The sequence below is a fragment of the Janthinobacterium sp. GW821-FHT03C10 genome, from assembly GCF_059420865.1.
This window is the reverse complement of the sequence record NZ_JBWKUN010000004.1, coordinates 112,263-131,032: the sequence shown is the minus strand read 5'-3', so window position 1 is coordinate 131,032 and position 18,770 is coordinate 112,263. Positions and strand designations below refer to the sequence as shown.

Below are 18,770 nucleotides of genomic sequence, written 5' to 3'. Positions count from 1 at the left end.
AAAAAGACCTTAATTCGTGCACTGCTTCGCCACGCCCTCGGCCGGCGCGGGCGGCTCGATCAGCGGCAGCAAGCTCGGCGCCAGCGACACCAGCAGTTGAACGGGCAAGGCGCTGGTGAAATCGTAGTTTTTCGATTCCGGTCCGCGCACATACGCCGTCATGCTGCCGTAGAAGCGCTCGCCGATATTGAACACGAACGTGGCCGAGCGGTTCACATAGCGCGACTCGATCAGGCGGCCGCCGGCGCCATACACGTCGAAGCGCTGGTCGCCCGTGCCCGTCTTGCCGCCCATCGGGATCGGCACCCCGTCGGCGCCGACAAACGCCGTCTTCGCCCGCTTTGCCGTACCGTCGGACACGACTTCGCGGATGGCCTTGGCGACGGCCTTGGCCACGTCCGGCGACAACACTTGCTCCGCCTCCACCTTGCTGCCCCGCTTGACCATGGTGTCATACGGCGTGTTGGCGGCGAAATGCATGGAATCGATGCGCACGCTCGGCTTGCGCACGCCATCGTTGATGATGATGCCCATCAACTCGGCCAGCGCGGCGGGACGGTCGGCAGACGCGCCCAGGGTGGTCGCATACGACGGCACCAGCGAATCGAAGGGGTAGCCCATCTTCTTCCACTGGCGGTGGATTTCCAGGAAGCCTTCCACTTCCAGCAAGTTGGCGATGCGGCGGTCCTGCGCATGCTTGCGGTGCGTGTTGAACAGCCATTTATACACTTCCTGGCGTTCCTTTTCGCTGGCCGCCACCATCTGCGTCAGGGTGGAACCTTCATGCTGGCGCAGATACGCCACCATCCACAGTTCCAGCGGATGCACATTGGCCAGATAACCGCGGTCGGCCAAGGACCAGTTTTCCATCGCGTACTGCTGGTACATCTTGGCGACCCGCTCGGGCGGCACTTCGTTTTGCGACGGCAGGTTGGCGTTGAGAAAATCGCCGAATTCCGCCACCGTGCCCTTCGGATTGACGGTGCGGAAGATATTCGCCAGGCGTACGGGGGTCGGGCGGATGCTGGCCAATAAAATCTTTTCCTGCTCATCGACGCTCTTGCCGCGGTACTTCTGATAGAAGCGGTGCAGGAATTCGCGCCCTTCCTTGTCGGCAAAGCGGCTCAGGTACTGCGCACGGCGCGGATCGTCCGCGTCCGCCAGCAGCGAGGCCGAGGAATCGGGGCGCGAGAACATGTAGTAGCGGGCCACGTCGCGCATCAGGCGCACGAAGGCCAGGTTGGTCGACTGGCGCAGCGCCTGCTGCACCGTCATGATGCGGCTGTCGTCGAGCTTGGAGAAGTTGCCGAAATGGTGCAAGCCGCCGCCCGTGAAGAAGCCTTCGCCCGGGTTGCCCGAATATTTGCGTTCCATGGCAGCCGCCAGCATGGCCGGCAAGTTGCGCGCCTCGCCCAGCGGCAAAGGTTTCAAGTAGGCAATCGCCCACTGCGACAGCATGTCCTTCGGATCGACGGCGATCTTGCCCAGCTCGGCGGCGCCCATGCCGCTGTAGCGCTGGTGCAGCTGGTCGATGATGTCCAGATACGTCACCAGGGTGCGCAGCTTGGCCGTGGAACCGAGGTCCAGCTTGGCGCCTTCATTGATGTCGAGCGGCTGGTCAAAGTTATCCGTTTGCACGCGCAGCAAGTTGGCCTGCTCTCCCTTTTGCAGCAAGGTAAAACTGTAGACCACGTTGGCGGGGTCGCCATTGCCCAGCATGCCCTTGCCCGTCAGGCCGGCCGCTTTCGCCACTTCCGGGTCGCGCAGCTCGCGCAAGACCTTGGTGACGGCGTTTTGCGCCTGCGCGTCGAGCGTGCTGACCACTTTCAGGTCGAGGCGGTCGAGGTTGTACAAGCGCGGATCGCCCAGCATGCTGGCCAGGTGGTTGCGCACGGCATTCGACGCCTTGCGCGTGACGAACGAGGTCGACGCTTCCGATTGCACGCCGGACGCCGTCGATGGACGCAGCTTCTCGGCGATGGCCGTATCGCGCAGTTGCGGCGAAATCACGCCCGCCTGCGCCAGCAGGCGCAGGTGGCTGTTGGTCAATTCTTCCAGGTCGGCGCCGCCGGCCACCAGATAATGCGAAGGACGGCGCTGCGCGATCAGCAGGCTCAGCGCCTGCTTGTAGGCCAGCGCGCTGCCCGGCTGGTCCATTTTTCCGCTAAGCAATGTCTTCACTTCGGCAAACGGACGGCCATACCAGACCCACATGCCGTCGCCGATGCCGTTGACTTCGCCAAAGCCGCTCTTTGCCGACAGCGGCACGGTATTGAGGTAGTTGACGACGATCTTGCGCCGCGCCTCCATGGTGTTTTCGCCATCCTGGTACGAGCGCAGGCTGGCCGAAATCATCTGCAGCAGCTTGTCCTGCATGGAACTGGTGCGCCCGTCTTCCGAATGGCGGTATTTCTCGATCTGCGTAGCCAGGGTGCTGCCGCCGCCGCCGCGGTGGCCGCCGAACAAGTTCAGCGCCTTGTCGAGGATGGCCTTGCTCAGGCGGTCCCATTCCACGGCGGGATTGCGCTCGGGCGTGCCCGGGTCGAGCAATTCGCGGTTTTCGATGAACAGCAGGCTTTGCACGAGCGCGGGCGGCGCTTCGGCAAAGCCGTCGAACATGCGCTCGGGATAGCTGGCCGCGAACAGCGGCGCGGCGCGGCAATCGAGGATGGCCAGCCCGGCGCGGTTTTTCTCGTGATACGTGGCAAAGATGCCCCGGTCGACCAGTTGCACCATTTTCGGCGACATGCGCGCCTGCGCCGTAACGGCATAGTCGCGCGCATTCAGCTTGGCGATGAAGTCGGGCAGGCTGGCATAGCCGAGCCGCTCGTCATACGGGCCGTGCTGCGGATAGCGGATGGCGCCCGCCGGTGCCGGGCCTGGCTCGACCTTGAACGCCAGTTGGCGGTCCAGGCGTGTGAAAAACTCGGCCTGCAGGGCCGAGGTGCGCACTTCGCGCATGACGAACCACGCCACACCGGCGATCAGCGCCAGCACGATGATGGCAAAGATCGGCCAGATGCGCGAACGGCGCCTCTTCGGCGGGCTCGCCGGCGGCGGCGCCTCGGCGCCCGTGTCGGAGAGTGGATCAGAGGGGGGCCGCTCTTGCGCGGCCAGGTTGACGCCTGTGTCTTTCATGGGATGCTGGGGTAAGGTTGGGTTTGGACGGCGCGGAAAAGGCGGCAGCGATACCGCTCCGCGCAGGATAAGACGAGGGCCGGCAAGAGCCGGTCACAACAAAGCTTGCTTAACATGATGTCCATACCAGTGAATCAAAAAACGCGCTACTGCACAGGCAGGCGGCCCCGCGTTCGACACGCAAGGCCCCTGTTCACCATTCCACCACATCGGCATGAGAACGACTGACGAGCGCGCACAAAAATCTTGCTTCATTGAAGATTTTCGCAAAAAAACAACGTCTTGGAATGTACGCTTGCGTACATAGATGCAAGGCGGGCTGGACGCCAGCGAAAAAGCCGCCGGCGCCGGGCTGGCGGCATGTCAGATGGTGGTGTATTCCGCCTGCAAGGTATCGAGCGCGGCGCGCATCTCGGCAAAGGCGGCCGCCGCCTGCGCGGGCTCGCCCTTGACGCCCAGTTCGATATGCCGGCGCGTCTGCGCATCGCCCACGCTGGGCAGGCTGAATACCTTGATCAGCGGAAACTCCGCTTCCAGACGCACCATCAGCGGCGTCAGCAGGGATTCGGCCGTTTCGTACACGAGCAAGGCATGTTCCGCATGCGGTACCTGGTTGAACAAATGGCTGTAATGCGTGTCGAGCACCCATTCGATCATGGGCCAGGACATGACAGGAAAGCCCGGCACGAAATAATGTTCGCGCACGGCAAAGCCGGCAATCTTGTTGTACGGATTCGGAATCAGCTCGGCGCCTTCGACAAATTCCGCCATTTTCAGGCGGTGCAGGTTTTCCGGCGAGTTCAAATCGGCCGGCACGCCCGCCTCCTCGCCCATTTCCGTGATCCGTTGCTGGATATTGAGCTTGCCCTGCGGATGCAGCACCAGCGGCAAGCCCAGTGCATCGGCGGCCGCCTGGCGCGTATGGTCGTCCGGCGTGGCGCCGATGCCGCCAAAGCTGAAGACGATGTCGTCGCTGGCAAAGCTGCGCTTGAGCAAGGCGACCAGACGGGCCGGTTCGTCGCCCACGTATTCCGCCCAGCTCAGTTGCAAGCCGCGTGCCTTGAGCATGCTCACGACTTTCGGGAAATGCTGGTCCGTGCGCTTGCCCGACAGGATTTCGTCGCCGATGATGATCAATCCGATAGCCATGAAGCTTCCTCGTAGAATGCAATAAAAATGGTCAGGCGTCCGCCGGCGCCACGTCGGTCATGCCGCCTACGCCCCGCAAACGCGCCAATGCTTCCAGGCAGTAATACTGGAACCACAGACCCGTGAAGATAAAGATCAGCACATACAGCCAGATGGCGAACGCCGCCAGGAAGGGGAAGAACACCACCGACATCACGCCGCCCATCCACAGCATGCCCGGCACGGCGCCGGCCGCGCCGGAAACCATGCCGATGGCCAGCAGGGGCCAGCGCTGCGTGCGCATGATGGCGTGGCGCTCTTCCGCGCTGGCGTAATCGGCCATGGCGTCATACGCCATCACGCGGTAGGTCAGCCAGCCCCACAGCACGGCTTGCCCCGCCAGCGCGGCCGGCGGAAACGCGTACAGGGGCAGCATGAGCACCCAGACGATGATGAACAGCAAGAACGTGACCAGCGAAGTGGCGACACTGCCCAGCAGACTGCCGCCATGCTTCTTCTCCAGCTGCGGAAAATGCCGCCCGCCCACATGGCGGCCGATGGCCGGCATGGCGAACAGGCCCATGAAGATCAGCGCCGTCAAGATCATCAGCGGCAGCAGCATGAACATGGCGATCAGGGGCACGATCACGGCTTTCAGCATGCCCAGGCCGAAGGTGGCCAGCACCTGGCCGCTGGTGCGGAAGAAGTCATACTGCGTAAACAGCGCATGCAGGCTGTCGATCAGCGGCTGCAAGCCCACGTACAGCAGGGCGCCCCACAGGATCAGCGACAGGATGAACGGTGCTATGCTCAACAGCAATATCCTGCCGTGCAATTGCGACAGGAAGGCACGGCCATACGAATTCAGCACATTACGCATCAACGGCGTCCTTTTCGTTTCAATCTTGCAAATTCCACCATGCGGCGCAAGCCCAGCCATTGCTGCTGCCAGAAGCCGCGGCCATAGTTGCGCCCCGGCCGGCCCACGCCTTGGCTGTCGATGCGGGCCAGCTGGTCGCGCACGCCCGTGCGCGCATAGCCCGCCGAGAAATTCGCGGTGCCCAGCAGCATATCCCAAATCGGCAAGACCACGCCGAAGTTGCAACCACCCAGGCTGCCCTTGCCTTTCGACTCGTGCCCCACGCCGATCGCGTGGTGCGTGCGGTGGAAACGGGGCGAGATCAGCAGCCGCTCGCCGATGCGGCCGAAGTGTATCCTCACATTCGCATGCTGCAAGCTTTGCAGGATGCGCGAAATCGACACCAGCAGCACGTACTGGCCCGGCGGCACGCCGATACCGAGCGCCACCAGCGCCATCACCACATCGCGCAAAAAGTCGTCGAGCAGGTGGTTGCGGTCATCGCTCCACAAGTTCATGTTTTGCTGGCTGTGATGCAGGCTGTGCAAGCCCCACCACCAGCCGAAATGATGCGAGGCCCGATGGTAGCAATAGTCGACGAAGTCCAGTATCACAAAATAAATGATAAAACTGACTAAGGGACTGATGTCGGGCAACAGCGATTCCAGGTTGAATGGATGGATATTGTCGAAACGCAAGGCGCCCGCCAAGGCATCCATCAACGGATCGAGCGTGAAGAAGACCAGCACGGAAAACAGGCCGATGCGGTGCAGCACCGTATAAATAAAGTCGTTCCAGCGGGCGCGCGGGTCCGTGATTTTTTGTGCGGGAATCCAGGCTTCGAGCGGGCGCAGCACGAGAAACAGCAGCACCAGTTCGCACAGGCCGATCAGCAGCCATTCCGTGCCCTCGAACGCCTCTTCCGTGAATTCGCCAAAGCCCAGGTGATACACAAGGGGGTTGACGATGGTCTGGAACAGCCAGCCTTGCGCCACGCCAAACGCATCGACCACGGCATCGATCGCCGGGGTGACGAAACTGACGATGTCGGCGGCCATCATGGTTGGCCCTTCTTCTGCGCGTAGGCAGGATGCGCGCGCAGGGTGGCAAAACAGAAACCCTTGTCTTGCAGGCCGGAAATCAAGGCATCCAGGTTGGCGGGCGCCCACGGCTCCTTGCGCGACCAGATGCCCATGTGCGCAATGAAGATGTCGCCGCTGCGCAAGTTCGCCAGCGCCTTTTTCAGCAGCATGGCGTTGGGATACCTATCGCTGGGTAGTTCATCGCCGGAATACCCTGCCGGCGCCCAGCCCGCATGCTGGTAGCCGCAGGCGCTGCCGGCCGCCAGGGTGCGCGGCGATGTGTAGCCGCCCGGCGCGCGCCAGAACGGATCGAGCTTGCGGCCCGTCAGTTCCTGGAAGCGCGTATCGACGCGGCGCAATTCCTCGCAGAACTGCTGATCCGTCACCGACGCCAGCTTGCCGCCATCCTTGCCGAACTGGGGCTTGACCTGGATCAAGCCATTGGCCAGATCCTTCTTCCAGTACACGTGGTCGAACGTATGCGTGCCGAACGCATGGCCTTCGGCGACCCGGGCTTTCCAATACGGCGCCCACGAGGCATCGAGCGAATAGTCGCCGCGCGTCGTCTTTTCATTGGCCAGGAAGAACGTGGCTTTGATATGGCGCTTGTTCAGCACGTCGGCGATCAGTTGCGCTTGCGACTGGCTGCCCGTGTCGAACGTCATGTAGATCGTGCCCTTGCAGGCGGCAGGTGCTGCAGATGCGGCTGCTACTGCTGCTGCGGCAGCTGCGGCGGCATGCGCGGGCGGCAGCATGGCGCAGGCGCACAGCAGCATGGCAGGCACATGGCCCGCGGAAATCAGGCGTTTCATCATCACACCCGTCATCACATGCGCGGCGAGTGCGTGGCGAAATACACGCCATGGGGCGAGCGGCCCACGGGGATCGTCTTGATCACCTTGCGCGTGGTTAAATCGATCACGGCCACTTTCTTGATCCAGCGCAATGTCACCCACATGGTCTTGCCATCGGGCGTGATTTCCATGCAGTCCGGGCCACCGGGCACGTTGATGGTGCCCACGTTTTCCAGGGTCTTCTGGTCGATGATGTTGATCGTGTTCGACACGCGGTTCGACACGAACGTCATGCGATTGTCACCCAGCGCGCGGAAATTATGTGTGCCGGCGCCCGCCTTGATGCGCTTGACGGTCTTTTGCGTGCGCCAGTCGATCACTTCCACGTAATCGCTGCCCATGATGCCGACCAGCAAATACTTACCGTCCGGCGTCATCGTGATGCCGGCCGGCGCCGGGCCGACGGGCATGGTCCATTTCACCGTCTGCGTGGCCAGGTCGATGGCGCTGACCTGGTTGCTGCCCTGCTGCGTAATGAACGCCATGCTGCTGTCGGCCGTGAAGGCCATGTGGCTGGGCAGCTTCGGCAGCGGGATGCGCTTGGCCAGGGTCAGGTTCTTGCCGTCATAGCGGTACAGGTCGATGCGGTCCAGGCGCAGCGAGTTCGAGATGAACCACTTCTGATCCGGCGAAAAGCCGATCTGGTAGGGGTCGAGGATGTTGCTGATGCGGCGCTGGATCTGGCCCGACACGGGGTCGAGGAAGATCAGTTCGTTGCCGACGGAACTGGCGACGATCAGCGACTTGCCGTCCGGCGTCTCCATCAGATGATGCGGTTCCTTGCCGACGGCAAAGGTGGACAGGGGGGCGTAGGTTTTCTGGTCCAGCAGTTGCACCGTAGCATCACGGGAATTGAGTACCACCACCACTTCGGCTTGCGCCGTCGATATTGCGGAAACCAGGCACAGCGAGGAAAAAACAAGGCGGCGTAGACTGCGGAACATGGAAGAAATCACTGTTAAATACAAAACATGCATTTTACGTGGAACACTGTATTTATTGTGTGAATTCCCCCCTTAAATGCAAGCGGCAGCCACACTCGCCGTCATTTCCCCATTTTCCCCTGCGCCGGGCCTGGAATGGCGCTTTGCAACTCATTGCTCTACAATCTGTAGCTTTCATCGCCTACACAAGGATTATCATGACCACCACCACGACCGCTTCCGGCCTGCAATACATCGACACCGTCGTCGGCGAAGGCGCTGAAGCGCAAGCCGGCAACAATGTTGTCGTGCATTACACGGGCTGGCTGCAAAACGACGACGGCAGCGCCGGTTCGAAATTTGACTCGAGCAAGGACCGCAACGACCCATTCGAATTCCCGCTGGGCGCAGGCCGCGTCATCCAGGGCTGGGACGAAGGCGTGCAAGGCATGAAAGTGGGCGGCAAGCGCCAGCTGATCATCCCTGCGGCACTGGGCTATGGCGCACGCGGCGCCGGCGGCGTGATTCCACCGAACGCCACCCTGATTTTCGACGTCGAACTGCTGGGCGTATAAGAACCGAGCAGGCCGCGATCCATCGATTGCGCCTGGCGCCGCCCCTGTGCAAGCAGCGGCGGCGCTTTTTGTTTTGAGTGTGTCCTCTAATGCACGGCACGCTTTTTTCACTATGATGTCAGGCACTGCAGCACGCACGGTGGCCACTCCGCCGGGCCTGCCGCACTTTTCCAGCGATTCCATCAGCACACAGGAGCCATCATGAGTTTACAAGAGCAATTCGACCAAGCGCAGCTCGATTCCAAGACCCTGTCCGAGCGTCCGGACAATATGACCTTGCTGAAAATCTATGCCTTGTTCAAGCAAGCATCGAGCGGCGACGCCACGGGCGAACGTCCCGGCATGACCGACTTCGTCAACCGCGCCAAGTTCGACGCCTGGGCGGCCCTGGCCGGCACCTCGAAGGAAGAGGCGCAACAGCAATACATCGACCTGATCGAAGACTTGAAGGACTGATCATCCCCTGCCCCGGCACAGCCCGGGGCAATGTTATTATTTCCGCATGACACCATCACCGATTTCCCTGGCCCATGCCGCCGACCTGCCCCGTCTGTTCGACGTCTGGCACCTGTCCGTACGCGCCACCCACGATTTCCTCGCCGACAGCGATATCGCTTTCCTCATGCCCTATGTTCGCGATGAGCTGGCCAGAGTGACGGCGGACCATCTGCTTCACGTGCTACGCGATGCCAACAGTGTCCCGTACGCCTTCCTGTGCGTCGAGCACGCCAAGATCGAGATGCTGTTCGTGCATCCCGATCAACGCGGCAGCGGCGCCGGCCGCACGCTGGTCCGGTACGCCATCACGGCCTTGGGCGCCACGGCCGTCGACGTCAACGAGCACAACACGCAAGCGCACGGCTTTTACCGCCACCTGGGTTTTATCGGGGAAAGCCGCTCGGAATGCGACCCCTTTGGCAAGCCTTTCCCCATTTTGCACCTGAAACTGGCCGAAAACGGCTGAAAACTCACCAAAAACCACCAAAACAGGCCGTTAACGCAAAAGTGGCTACCAAACCGGTAGCCACTTTTTTTACGCCTGTATCGGCCGTAATTTACTTTTTTGCCGCCGCCAGCGCTTGCGCGATCCAGCCGTCAAACTTTTGCTGGTGATACTTGATCCAGCCGGCCGTATGGCGCGCGATATCGGCTTGCGTGTTTTCGCCGCGGCGCATGCGCTCGTTCTGCGCATTGATGTCCGCCACGGGCAATTGCATCACCTCGAACAGCTTGGCCGCGGCCGGATTCTTCTCCGCCCAGGCCTTGTTCGATACGATGCGCGCCGTGTTGACGGCAAAACCGTAGTCGCTCCCATCGTCGAGGCGGGTGTTCACCTTGTCGGGATTGGCCGAGAACGGCACTTTCAGCCAGACCACGTCCTTGCCCGGCACCAGCACGCCGCTGACCCAGTACGGCGTCCACGTGTAGTACAGGATCGGTTCGCCACGCTTGTAGCGGCCCAGGGTGTCGGCGATCAGGGCCGCATAGCTGCCCTGCACGTGCGTCACCGTCTCGCGCAGTTTGTACGCATCCATGTGGTTCTCGATCAGCGCTTCGCAGCCCCAGCCCGGGTTGCAACCCGTCAAATCGGCCTTGCCATCGCCATCGTGGTCGAACAGCTTGGCCAGGGTGGGATCGCGCAACTGGTCGATATTCGTGATGTTGTACTTCTCGGCAGTCGCCTTGTCGATCAGATAACCTTGCGCGGCAGGACCCGCATACTGGCCCGTGCGCAGCAGCTTGGCGTCGCCGCCCGCATTGTTATAGAAATCCTTGTGCATCGGGTCCCAGTGCACGGCCATGAAGGTGGCGTCACCGTTGGCGATGGCGATATGCGCGGTCGGATATTCCACTTCCTTGATCGGCTGCACTTCGTAGCCGAGCTTTTCCAGGGCCTTGTCGACCAGCATGGTCTGGAAGGTTTCTTCCGCAATCGAGCTTTGCAGCGGCTGCACCTTGATGCCCTTGCCGGGCAGCACGTCGGCGGCCGGCGCCTGCGCCATGGCCAGGCTGGTGGTCAGGGCCATGGCGGCGATCGCCAGGGCGGAAAACAGCTGGAACTTGCGCTGCGATTTTTGCGTCTCTTTAAAATGTGCGATTTGATGCATGTAAATCCTTTCTTATTGTGCGTTGGCCAGCGTTGCTTGCTGTTCAACATTATTTTTTTCCGTATTGCCGCGCACCAGGCGCAGCACGAAACCGGCGGGACCCGTCTGGTACCAGTGACGCACGCCGCGGCGTGGCTGGCCCATCGCTTGCGTCAAGCGGTCCAGGGTGATGGCCAGCAGCACGATGCCCAGGCCGCCCACGGTTGCCAGGCCCATGTCCAGGCGGCCGATGCCGCGCAATACCATCTGGCCCAAGCCACCCACGGCGATCATCGAGGCGATCACCACCATCGACAGCGACAGCATCAGCGACTGGTTGATACCGGCCATGATGGACGGCATGGCCAGCGGAAACTGCACGCGGGTCAGCAGCTGCCACGGCGAGGCACCGTAGGCGCGGGCCGCTTCGATCAGGTCCGGACGCACCTGGCGGATGCCGAGGTTGGTCAAACGCACCAGCGGCGGCAGGGCAAAGATGATCGTCACGATCACGCCCGGCGCATTACCGATACCAAACAGCATCACCACCGGTACCAGGTAGACGAAGGCGGGCGTCGTCTGCATGGCGTCGAGCAAGGGGCGCAGGATATTCTGCGCGCGATCGCTGCTGGCAAGAAAAATACCGAGCGGCAAACCGATGGCCAGACAGAAGGCCAGCGACGTCAACACCAGCGACAGGGTGGTCATGGCTTCCGGCCAGATGCCCAGCATCGACACGAGCAGCAGCGCCAGCACGGTGCCGATGGCCAGGGTGCGGCTCGTGAATTGCCACGCCAGCAAGCCGATGATGGCGATCACCGTCAGCGACGGAGCGGCCAGCAGCACACCTTCCACGCCGGACAGCACGCTGTCGATCGGCGCGCGCACGGCCTGGAAGAAGGGGCGGAAATGCGCCACGACCCAGCCCAGGCCCTGGTTGATCCAGCTTTCCAGCGGCAGCGAGCCGTCGAAAATCTGCGTCAGGTGAAAGCCGGTCGCGTGTTCCGGCTGCACGGCGGGCGCAGCGGCGTCCAGCCACGCGGTGCTGGCGTCGGTGGGCGGCGTCAGCGCCCAGGGATTGATCTGGACGGCCTGTTCAACAACAGGTTCTACTGTGGAAACGGTGCTTGGGTTCATGCTTGTCCTTTCTGTTGTTGTTCGGCAATGGCTGGCGTGTCGCGGTCGAGAAACTTCAGCAAGGTCGTCTTGCTGATGGCGCCGCGGAAGCTGCCGTCATTGGCCACCACAGGGACGGCGTAAGGCAGTTGCGCCACCTGGCCGAACAGGCCGGCGACTGGCTCGTCTGCATTGATGGTCTGCACGTCGGGCAGATAGGCATGGGCCAGACCCAGCGGTCCCACATGGCCGTCGAGCGCATTGCGCAGCGAATCGGCCGAGACGACGCCGAGGAACTTGCGCTGCGGATTGACGACATACGCAAACGCGCGATCCTGCTCTTCCAGCATCGACAGCGCGGCGCGCGAGCCGCGGCTCGGCGACTCGGACACGACGATCTGGCTCTTGCGGGCGATGTCGCTGGCCTTGAAGACGGCCGCCGCATCGACGCCGCGCACGAAGTTGCGCACGTAATCGTTGGCCGGCTTGCGCAGGATTTCTTCCGGCGTGCCCACCTGCACCACGTGACCATCTTTCATGATGGCGACGCGGTCGCCGATGCGCATGGCTTCGTCGAGGTCATGCGAAATGAAGACGATGGTGCGGCGCTTGATTTGCTGCAAACGCAGCAGTTCCGATTGCATTTCCGTACGGATAATCGGATCGAGCGCGGAAAATGCTTCATCCATCAGCAGAATCGATGGATCGCACGCCAGCGCACGGGCAAGGCCCACGCGCTGCTGCATGCCGCCCGACAATTCGTCGGGATAGCTGGCGCCGTAGCCGTCCAGACCCACCTGCTCCAGCGCTTGCTGGGCCAGCGCATGGCGCTCGGCTTTCGGCATGCCGGCCAGTTCCATGCCGAAGGCAGTGTTGTCGAGCACGGTAATTTGCGGCAGCAGCGCGAACGACTGGAACACCATGCTGATGTCCTTGCGGCGCAGGGCCCGCAGTTGGGCGTCCGGCAGGGTGTTGATGTCGTTGCCGTCGATCAGGATGCGGCCGGCGGTGGGCTCAATCAGGCGGTTCAGCATGCGCACCAGGGTCGACTTGCCCGAACCGGACAGGCCCATGATGACGAAGATCTCGCCCGCTTCAATGGTAAAGGTGGCGTCGAATACGCCGATGGTGCAGTCGGTCTTGGCCAGGATGTCCTGCTTGCTGGCGCCCTGACGGACGAGTTCAAGTGCTTCTTCTGGCTTGTCGCCGAACACTTTGAACACATGGTCGATAATGATTTGTTTTGCCACGATGTGGTTCTCCCTCGATTTGACGAATGGATTGAAACCCAGCAAGCTGCCAGCTTGCGGCGGGAATCAGCAAACCCTGTTGCGTCGGCTACGCCACGGCGCGCAATGCGCACGGGAGCGACAGGAAACAGGGGGTGACACGCGTGTGACCAGCGGATGGCCAAAGCCGGTGCCGGGGTGCCGTGTGCGTGCTAAAAGAGGCTGTGGTTCAGGACTTTTAACAACGCTAGCGCCATGCAAATACATGGCACCAAATGTATTTGACCGAAAAAAAATCGACCAAGCTACTATTAAACTGGATGCGGGTGTAAAACCCGAAGAATTATTCACCACTCAGCGAGCGGAGAGTACTGCGAAGCAGAAGGTGAAACGCGGTGTAGCTGTTGTAAATATGATTCAAGTATAACGCAAAAAGCCATCAAAGTCCAATGGCTTTCCAAATAGAAATGTGCTAGCAATGTTCGCCAGCGTACAGTCAGACGTAAAAAAGGCGAAAAGAGACGTGTTGTCATCGTCTTTTCGCCCATCGCCGCGACACGCTCCCTAGCATCAAACAGGGCGCCAGACAAGCGGGTGAAACGCCGTCAAGCTGACTCGGTAAACACCTTGCGCATCTTCTCGGCGATCTTGCCTTCAATCGTGGAGGCGAAGGCGCTGAGCATGAAGCCCAGCTTGATTTGCAGTTGCGCCTGCTCTTTTTCCAGGGTCAGCGAACCATCGACGCCACTGCGCTCGAAGCGCAGCACATCACCATCCCAGGCGCACGCCAGGTCATATTCCTGGGCCAGCTTGTCGGCCACTTGCTGCGCCGCTTCGCGCGCCTTTGCTGCTGTCAGCTTATGTTGCTGAACTATATTTATATCCGCCATCAAACGATCCTTTTATTATAAAAACGGGGGCAATACGGCCAGCATCATACCAGCCGCCATGCGGCGGGCACGACCGCAGCGGGCGCCGGACGGCTAAAAAAACCCGTCCTTCCCGCATGTCGTTTGCGCGCGATCAAACCGGACGCGCCGAAGCGGGATGACTATTCCAGTTCCAGTTGCGCGTGTCTTGGAGAGCTACCATGGACCAGAAAGTCATCGTGCCGGTCGAAGCCGTACTGACCAAATGCGTGTCCCTGCCCGTCGGCTATGTCCCTACCCCCTCGGCGCCCTACCGCCAGCACCGCAAGAATGCGCAACTGACCCTGCAGCCGGGCCCGCCACGCCTGACGGAGGCAACGGTGCGCAACCTGGCCGCCGTGCCCGTCGGTTCACGCGTGCTGATCTGGAAGCAAGATCCGTCCGTCAGCGACCTGGGCACCCGTAAAGCCTTTTTGCCCGGCCTGATCCTGCAAGGCCCGCGCGACGCGCGCATCACGTTTGGCGAACCGGGCATCGCGCAGGTCAGTCCGAACGCCTTCGGCGACTTCATCGTCTCGCCCAACACCGACCAGTTCGACGCCGTGCACACGTTTGCCATCGTGCGCATGACGCTCACCATGTACCAGCGCGCGCTGGCCAGCAACGACACGGCGCCGCCCCTGCCCTGGCAATGGAACAGCGCCAGCAATACGGCACCGCTGCGCGTGTTCCCGCATGGCTTGCCCAACGTCATGAATGCGTATTACAGCCGCAGCGACAAGGCCCTCAAGTTCGGCGACTTCATCCCCAGCGGCGCCACCGAGCGCGTCTACACCTGCCGCTCGCTCGACATCGTCTCGCATGAAACGGGGCACGCCGTGCTCGATGGGCTCAAGCCGAATTGGCTGCTCAGCAACAATCCGCCGCAAACGGGCGGCTTGCACGAATCGTTCGGCGACCTGACGGCCATCTTCCTGGCCCTGTCGCAGCTGGACCAGGTGGAAGCGGTGATCGCGCAAACGAAATCCGACCTGCACGACAAGACCTTCCTGGCCGACCTGGCGGAACAGTTCGGTCTGGCGCTGGGCCGGCCGAATGGCTTGCGCAATGCCGACAATGACATCAAATTGTCCGAAGCGGGCACGGAAGTGCACGCCATCTCGCAAGTATTTACGGGCGCCATCTACGACATCCTGGCCGACATCTTTGCCCACGAACGCCAGCCCCAGCTGGAAGACGACGCGGCCGTGCTGCACCGCTGCGGCGATTACCTGCGCAGTCTGGTCCTGCGCGCCCTGGTGGCATCGCCCGACCAGGCCGCCACCTATGCCGATGTGGCCGGCCACATGCTGACGATCGCCCAGGCCGATGGCAATGGCGCCTACCTCGATTTCATCCGCAACAGCTTTACCGTGCGCGAAGTGCTCAAGGCCAATGCCATGACGGAGGATGGGCAAATGACGTTTGCCCCCGATATCGTCGACGAAGACGGCGCCGTGCAAGACCGGCGCGCCTGCTGCGGTACCATGAACCATGCGGAATACAGCGAATCGGACCAGTTGCTCGAAGCGGAACGCGAAGCGCTGGCGGCCTGGTGCCGCAGTTACGGTCCCCGGTAAACAGCCCCATACAAGGCAGCGCACCGGCGCGTCCGCTTCAGGCCAGCCGCAGCAGCGGCAGGCCATGGCGCGGCCCACACCACCCACAACAGCAAGGAGCAGCATGAAAATTTCAGCCCGCAGCAGCGGCGGCTTTGCCGGCCTGAGCGAACAGTACGAGATCGATACGCAAGCCCATCCCGCTGGCCCCAGGCTGGAAGCGGCGCTGGCCAGCAGCGGCTTTTTCACGCATCCGCAGGCCACGGATGAACAGGTGGGCGCCGATATTCCCCACTGGCAGATCACCGTCGATGCGCCCACCGCGCGCCGCACCATCACATTTGCCGAGGATGGCAGTGCTGAAAATGCACGGTGGCAGCAATTGCTGGCGCAAATACGCGCCAGCGCCTGATTGTTGCGGCACTTATTTGTGCCGATCTTGACTTGAGTAAAACAAAAACACCACACGGCAAGCCAGCACGTCACCCGCCCTGCCCTCTGCAGTATCGGGCGACTGTCGCGTTCTTGCCGCGTTCCTCATGGCAACGTCCCGGATAGTCGCTGAACTGCCCGCTCTGCGCGGCAATGCGACTGCCAAAAAATGAATTTGCTTATATGTATTGTATATAAGCGGGATTTGTGAGAAATAGCGAATTGCCTTAAAATACAATGCTTTGCTTTAGTATGCGCCGCCGAGGTTCCTGCAGGCGCTACAGCACCTCCCCCCAAATTGATAGGACTGTTATGACCCACGTTGTCACCGAATCCTGCATCGCCTGTCGCTATACCGACTGCGTCGATGTCTGCCCGGTAGATTGTTTCCGGGAAGGCCCGAACTTCCTGGCAATCGATCCGGACGAATGTATTGACTGCGCCGTCTGCGTGGCAGAGTGCCCGGTGAACGCGATTTTCGCGGAAGAGGACGTGCCGGGCGACCAGCAAGCCTTCATCAAGATCAACGTCGATCTGGCCCGTAACTGGCCTTCGATCACCAAGACGAAGGCTGCCTTGCCGGAAGCCGAGCAATACAAGGACGTCAAGGACAAGCTCGACATGCTGGTGCGCTAAACGCACGGCAGCTGCGGCGGCAATTCCGGCGGGGATGGATACTCTTCCCCGCAGGGGCGTGGCGGCAAAGAACAGACAAAAAGCAGCGGAAACGCTGCTTTTTTTGCTTTTAAAGCATCGTTGCAGGTCTATCCACGTTACTGTGGCGCGCTGTCACAAGTATGCGCAAACTGTGGACCTATGCGCGGTAAAGCACATTTTGTCCTCAACAAATATCGTAAAATTGGATTATGATATTTGAGCCGATATTGGCGCTTGGAATCAAACAAGGACTCTATATGCTTTACCAACTGCACGAACTGCAACGCTCTTTCCTCACTCCGGTGATGCAATGGGCAGACATGTCCTCCAAGTTATTTACCAACCCGGTTTCTCCACTGGCCCACACCCCGTTTTCGCAACGCATCGCAGCCGGCTACGAGCTGATGTACCGCCTTGGCAAAGACTACGAAAAACCACAATTCGATATCAAATCCGTTCTCGTCAAAGGCGAGAGCGTCGACATCCGCGAACACGTTGTCGTGACAAAACCGTTTTGCCGCCTGATTCACTTCAAAAAAGAAGCCACTGGCTTGCAACAGCCCAAAGTTTTGCTGGTTGCCCCCCTGTCCGGTCACCACTCGACCCTGCTGCGCGACACCGTGCGCGGCTTGCTGGCCGAGCATGATGTCTACATCACCGACTGGACGGACGCGCGCATGGTACCGCTGACGGAAGGCCCGTTCCACCTCGATGACTACATTTATTATGTGCAGGAATTCATCCGCCTGCTGGCGCCTGATTTGCACGTGATTTCCGTCTGTCAACCGACCGTGCCCGTGCTGGCGGCCATCTCGCTGATGGCGACGGCAAAAGATCCGCACATGCCGAAAACCATGACGATGATGGGCGGTCCGATCGACCCGCGCCGCTCGCCTACGCAAGTGAACAACCTGGCGACGGAAAAGAAATTCTCGTGGTTTGAAAACACCGTGATCTACGCGGTGCCGCCGAACTACCCGGGCTTTGGCCGCAAGGTGTATCCGGGCTTCCTGCAGCACGCCGGCTTCATCGCCATGAACCCGGGCCGCCACGCGCAAAGCCACCGCGAGTTCTACATGCACCTGGTGACGGGCGATGACGAGCCAGCGGAAGGCCACCGCCAGTTCTACAACGAGTACAACGCCGTCCTGGACATGCCGGCCGAGTACTACCTGGAAACCATTAAAACGGTTTTCCAGGAATTCAGCCTGCCGAAGGGTACGTGGAAAGTGGGAGGCCAGCTGGTGCGTCCGCAAGACATCACGAACGTGGCGCTGTTCACCGTGGAAGGCGAGCTGGACGATATTTCCGGCGCCGGCCAGACGCAGGCGGCGCATGATCTGTGTTCCGGCATCCCTGCCGACATGCAGCAAGATTTCGTGGCGCCAAAATGTGGCCATTACGGCATCTTCTCGGGCCGCCGCTGGCGCGAGATCATTTGCCCGAAGATCGGCGAATTCATTCAAAAACACGGCTGATACACGGCATATCCATCGAAACGCCACGCCAGTTCATACTGGCGTGGCGTTTTTTTATACCCCGCTCACGCGCGCTCGATTTTCACCGTCGGGCGCGTATTGACAAAGATTTGCTCGACCCTTGGCTCGCCCGGCCCCGGCTTCTTCATCGCATAGCCATTCACGGGCTGCGAACGGTTCACCCACAGCGCGTAATACAGGTGGTCGGCGCGCGGATCTTCCGTATTCGGGTGGATCAATATCGTCAGTCCCAGGCTGTTGAGCTGCAGCCATGGCACGATCACCGATAACAGGTCATTGCTAAAGCCAAAGTAAAACGACGGCGTCACGTGCGGGCCGCGCGGCTCCAGGTTCCAGTCGCCCAGCTCGATCCGAAAGCGCTCGGCCGCCCACTTGCGTATCAGCGCCGCCTTCTGGTAACTGTCTTCGTCAAAATAGATATGCGCGTGATAGCTCTCGATATCCGTATAGGCACGTGGTGCCGACGGCAAGGTTTCCTCGCCGGGCCGCACGCTGACGGGACGCGGCGTGGGCGCCGTATCCGTATGCTCGCCCCATGGACTTTTACCGGGCGCCGGTTTCGCGCGCTTGACGGCGCCCTCCTGTGCCAGGGCCGTCCCCGCCAGGCCGGAGGCGGCCAGCGCTGCCACCAGACCGCCGCCGCGCAAGACCGTGCGGCGTTGCGGAGAAAGGAGATTCGCCCATTCCAGATCGATGGCGGCGTGTTGATTTTTGTCAGACATAG

Annotated in this window: 19 protein-coding genes; 8 read left to right on the top strand and 11 right to left on the bottom strand. The window is 61.1% G+C overall.

Annotated elements, in window-relative coordinates; genetic code table 11:
- Nucleotides 1-9: 9 nt before the first annotated feature.
- From AC07VH_RS14915 to AC07VH_RS14890, 6 genes are all read right to left on the bottom strand, one after another.
- Complete coding sequence (locus AC07VH_RS14915; protein WP_494788417.1) at nucleotides 10-3,138, bottom strand: transglycosylase domain-containing protein; 3,129 nt, start codon at nucleotides 3,136-3,138, stop codon at nucleotides 10-12.
- A 363-nt stretch (nucleotides 3,139-3,501) separates the two neighbouring features.
- Entirely contained in the window at nucleotides 3,502-4,287 is a 786-nt protein-coding gene (locus AC07VH_RS14910) for a competence/damage-inducible protein A (RefSeq protein WP_494788418.1), read from the bottom strand.
- Nucleotides 4,288-4,318: 31 nt separating this feature from the next.
- The gene (locus AC07VH_RS14905; RefSeq protein WP_494788419.1) at nucleotides 4,319-5,146 is read right to left on the bottom strand and encodes an EI24 domain-containing protein; all 828 of its coding nucleotides are present in this window, start codon (nucleotides 5,144-5,146) and stop codon (nucleotides 4,319-4,321) included.
- Nucleotides 5,146-6,186, bottom strand: coding sequence for a sterol desaturase family protein (locus AC07VH_RS14900; RefSeq protein ID WP_494788420.1), 1,041 nt, complete (start codon nucleotides 6,184-6,186; stop codon nucleotides 5,146-5,148). Before AC07VH_RS14900 ends, AC07VH_RS14905 begins: the two co-directional genes overlap by 1 nt.
- Nucleotides 6,183-6,983 (bottom strand): polysaccharide deacetylase family protein, encoded by an 801-nt coding sequence (locus tag AC07VH_RS14895; RefSeq protein ID WP_494788484.1) that lies wholly within the window; start codon nucleotides 6,981-6,983, stop codon nucleotides 6,183-6,185. Before AC07VH_RS14895 ends, AC07VH_RS14900 begins: the two co-directional genes overlap by 4 nt.
- 50 nt (nucleotides 6,984-7,033) lie before the next feature.
- Nucleotides 7,034-8,005 (bottom strand): YVTN family beta-propeller repeat protein, encoded by a 972-nt coding sequence (locus AC07VH_RS14890; RefSeq protein WP_494788421.1) that lies wholly within the window; start codon nucleotides 8,003-8,005, stop codon nucleotides 7,034-7,036.
- Between the two features lie 197 nt (nucleotides 8,006-8,202).
- On the opposite strand from AC07VH_RS14890, the gene AC07VH_RS14885 reads away from it, so the two are divergent.
- From AC07VH_RS14885 to AC07VH_RS14875, 3 genes are all read left to right on the top strand, one after another.
- The gene (locus tag AC07VH_RS14885) at nucleotides 8,203-8,559 is read left to right on the top strand and encodes an FKBP-type peptidyl-prolyl cis-trans isomerase (protein ID WP_034760263.1); all 357 of its coding nucleotides are present in this window, start codon (nucleotides 8,203-8,205) and stop codon (nucleotides 8,557-8,559) included.
- A 201-nt stretch (nucleotides 8,560-8,760) separates the two neighbouring features.
- Nucleotides 8,761-9,015, top strand: coding sequence for an acyl-CoA-binding protein (locus AC07VH_RS14880; protein WP_071325159.1), 255 nt, complete (start codon nucleotides 8,761-8,763; stop codon nucleotides 9,013-9,015).
- 46 nt (nucleotides 9,016-9,061) lie between these two features.
- Entirely contained in the window at nucleotides 9,062-9,523 is a 462-nt protein-coding gene (locus tag AC07VH_RS14875) for a GNAT family N-acetyltransferase (RefSeq protein WP_494788422.1), read from the top strand.
- Nucleotides 9,524-9,614: 91 nt separating this feature from the next.
- On the opposite strand, the gene proX is transcribed toward AC07VH_RS14875, so the two are convergent.
- The 3 genes from proX to proV are packed head-to-tail and all read right to left on the bottom strand — an operon-like array spanning nucleotide 9,615 to nucleotide 13,012.
- A complete protein-coding gene (gene proX / locus AC07VH_RS14870) occupies nucleotides 9,615-10,667 on the bottom strand; it encodes a glycine betaine/L-proline ABC transporter substrate-binding protein ProX (protein ID WP_494788423.1) in 1,053 nt (350 codons plus the stop codon).
- A gap of 12 nt (nucleotides 10,668-10,679) precedes the next feature.
- Nucleotides 10,680-11,783, bottom strand: a complete 1,104-nt coding sequence (proW, locus tag AC07VH_RS14865; RefSeq protein ID WP_475414397.1) for a glycine betaine/L-proline ABC transporter permease ProW — start codon at nucleotides 11,781-11,783, stop codon at nucleotides 10,680-10,682.
- A complete protein-coding gene (gene proV, locus AC07VH_RS14860) occupies nucleotides 11,780-13,012 on the bottom strand; it encodes a glycine betaine/L-proline ABC transporter ATP-binding protein ProV (RefSeq protein WP_076569217.1) in 1,233 nt (410 codons plus the stop codon). The genes proW and proV overlap by 4 nt, the downstream gene beginning before the upstream one ends.
- A 244-nt stretch (nucleotides 13,013-13,256) precedes the next feature.
- Between proV and AC07VH_RS14855 the strand changes: the two genes are divergently transcribed.
- A complete protein-coding gene (locus AC07VH_RS14855) occupies nucleotides 13,257-13,418 on the top strand; it encodes a hypothetical protein (RefSeq protein WP_494788424.1) in 162 nt (53 codons plus the stop codon).
- Nucleotides 13,419-13,596: 178 nt separating this feature from the next.
- Here the strand turns inward: AC07VH_RS14855 and AC07VH_RS14850 are convergent, their stop codons facing one another.
- On the bottom strand, nucleotides 13,597-13,881 hold the full coding sequence (locus AC07VH_RS14850; RefSeq protein WP_475414398.1) for a polyhydroxyalkanoic acid system family protein: 285 nt from the start codon (nucleotides 13,879-13,881) through the stop codon (nucleotides 13,597-13,599).
- A gap of 200 nt (nucleotides 13,882-14,081) precedes the next feature.
- On the opposite strand from AC07VH_RS14850, the gene AC07VH_RS14845 reads away from it, so the two are divergent.
- The 4 genes from AC07VH_RS14845 to AC07VH_RS14830 all read left to right on the top strand — a co-directional run bounded on the left by AC07VH_RS14845 (nucleotide 14,082) and on the right by AC07VH_RS14830 (nucleotide 18,025).
- Complete coding sequence (locus tag AC07VH_RS14845; RefSeq protein WP_099410296.1) at nucleotides 14,082-15,479, top strand: gluzincin family metallopeptidase; 1,398 nt, start codon at nucleotides 14,082-14,084, stop codon at nucleotides 15,477-15,479.
- A 103-nt stretch (nucleotides 15,480-15,582) separates the two neighbouring features.
- Nucleotides 15,583-15,870 (top strand): protealysin inhibitor emfourin, encoded by a 288-nt coding sequence (locus AC07VH_RS14840; RefSeq protein ID WP_494788425.1) that lies wholly within the window; start codon nucleotides 15,583-15,585, stop codon nucleotides 15,868-15,870.
- 332 nt (nucleotides 15,871-16,202) lie between these two features.
- Nucleotides 16,203-16,526, top strand: coding sequence for a ferredoxin FdxA (gene fdxA, locus AC07VH_RS14835; protein ID WP_010395176.1), 324 nt, complete (start codon nucleotides 16,203-16,205; stop codon nucleotides 16,524-16,526).
- Between the two features lie 278 nt (nucleotides 16,527-16,804).
- Nucleotides 16,805-18,025 carry a polyhydroxyalkanoate depolymerase gene (locus AC07VH_RS14830; RefSeq protein ID WP_489628743.1) on the top strand — a complete coding sequence of 407 codons (1,221 nt, stop codon included), beginning with the start codon at nucleotides 16,805-16,807 and terminating at the stop codon, nucleotides 18,023-18,025.
- A gap of 65 nt (nucleotides 18,026-18,090) precedes the next feature.
- Here the strand turns inward: AC07VH_RS14830 and AC07VH_RS14825 are convergent, their stop codons facing one another.
- Complete coding sequence (locus AC07VH_RS14825; protein ID WP_489628744.1) at nucleotides 18,091-18,768, bottom strand: DOPA 4,5-dioxygenase family protein; 678 nt, start codon at nucleotides 18,766-18,768, stop codon at nucleotides 18,091-18,093.
- Between the last annotated feature and the right edge of the window lie 2 nt (nucleotides 18,769-18,770).

Excerpts from the sequence above, each read along its gene's own strand:
- AC07VH_RS14915 (WP_494788417.1), bottom strand. The coding sequence starts at position 3,138 with ATGAAAGACACAGGCGTCAACCTGGCCGCGCAAGAGCGGCCCCCCTCT.
- AC07VH_RS14910 (WP_494788418.1), bottom strand. The coding sequence starts at position 4,287 with ATGGCTATCGGATTGATCATCATCGGCGACGAAATCCTGTCGGGCAAG.
- AC07VH_RS14905 (WP_494788419.1), bottom strand. The coding sequence starts at position 5,146 with ATGCGTAATGTGCTGAATTCGTATGGCCGTGCCTTCCTGTCGCAATTG.
- AC07VH_RS14900 (WP_494788420.1), bottom strand. The coding sequence starts at position 6,186 with ATGATGGCCGCCGACATCGTCAGTTTCGTCACCCCGGCGATCGATGCC.
- AC07VH_RS14895 (WP_494788484.1), bottom strand. The coding sequence starts at position 6,983 with ATGCTGCTGTGCGCCTGCGCCATGCTGCCGCCCGCGCATGCCGCCGCA.
- AC07VH_RS14890 (WP_494788421.1), bottom strand. The coding sequence starts at position 8,005 with ATGTTCCGCAGTCTACGCCGCCTTGTTTTTTCCTCGCTGTGCCTGGTT.
- AC07VH_RS14885 (WP_034760263.1), top strand. The coding sequence starts at position 8,203 with ATGACCACCACCACGACCGCTTCCGGCCTGCAATACATCGACACCGTC.
- AC07VH_RS14880 (WP_071325159.1), top strand. The coding sequence starts at position 8,761 with ATGAGTTTACAAGAGCAATTCGACCAAGCGCAGCTCGATTCCAAGACC.
- AC07VH_RS14875 (WP_494788422.1), top strand. The coding sequence starts at position 9,062 with ATGACACCATCACCGATTTCCCTGGCCCATGCCGCCGACCTGCCCCGT.
- proX (WP_494788423.1), bottom strand. The coding sequence starts at position 10,667 with ATGCATCAAATCGCACATTTTAAAGAGACGCAAAAATCGCAGCGCAAG.
- proW (WP_475414397.1), bottom strand. The coding sequence starts at position 11,783 with ATGAACCCAAGCACCGTTTCCACAGTAGAACCTGTTGTTGAACAGGCC.
- AC07VH_RS14855 (WP_494788424.1), top strand. The coding sequence starts at position 13,257 with ATGGCACCAAATGTATTTGACCGAAAAAAAATCGACCAAGCTACTATT.
- AC07VH_RS14850 (WP_475414398.1), bottom strand. The coding sequence starts at position 13,881 with ATGGCGGATATAAATATAGTTCAGCAACATAAGCTGACAGCAGCAAAG.
- AC07VH_RS14845 (WP_099410296.1), top strand. The coding sequence starts at position 14,082 with ATGGACCAGAAAGTCATCGTGCCGGTCGAAGCCGTACTGACCAAATGC.
- AC07VH_RS14840 (WP_494788425.1), top strand. The coding sequence starts at position 15,583 with ATGAAAATTTCAGCCCGCAGCAGCGGCGGCTTTGCCGGCCTGAGCGAA.
- fdxA (WP_010395176.1), top strand. The coding sequence starts at position 16,203 with ATGACCCACGTTGTCACCGAATCCTGCATCGCCTGTCGCTATACCGAC.
- AC07VH_RS14830 (WP_489628743.1), top strand. The coding sequence starts at position 16,805 with ATGCTTTACCAACTGCACGAACTGCAACGCTCTTTCCTCACTCCGGTG.
- AC07VH_RS14825 (WP_489628744.1), bottom strand. The coding sequence starts at position 18,768 with ATGTCTGACAAAAATCAACACGCCGCCATCGATCTGGAATGGGCGAAT.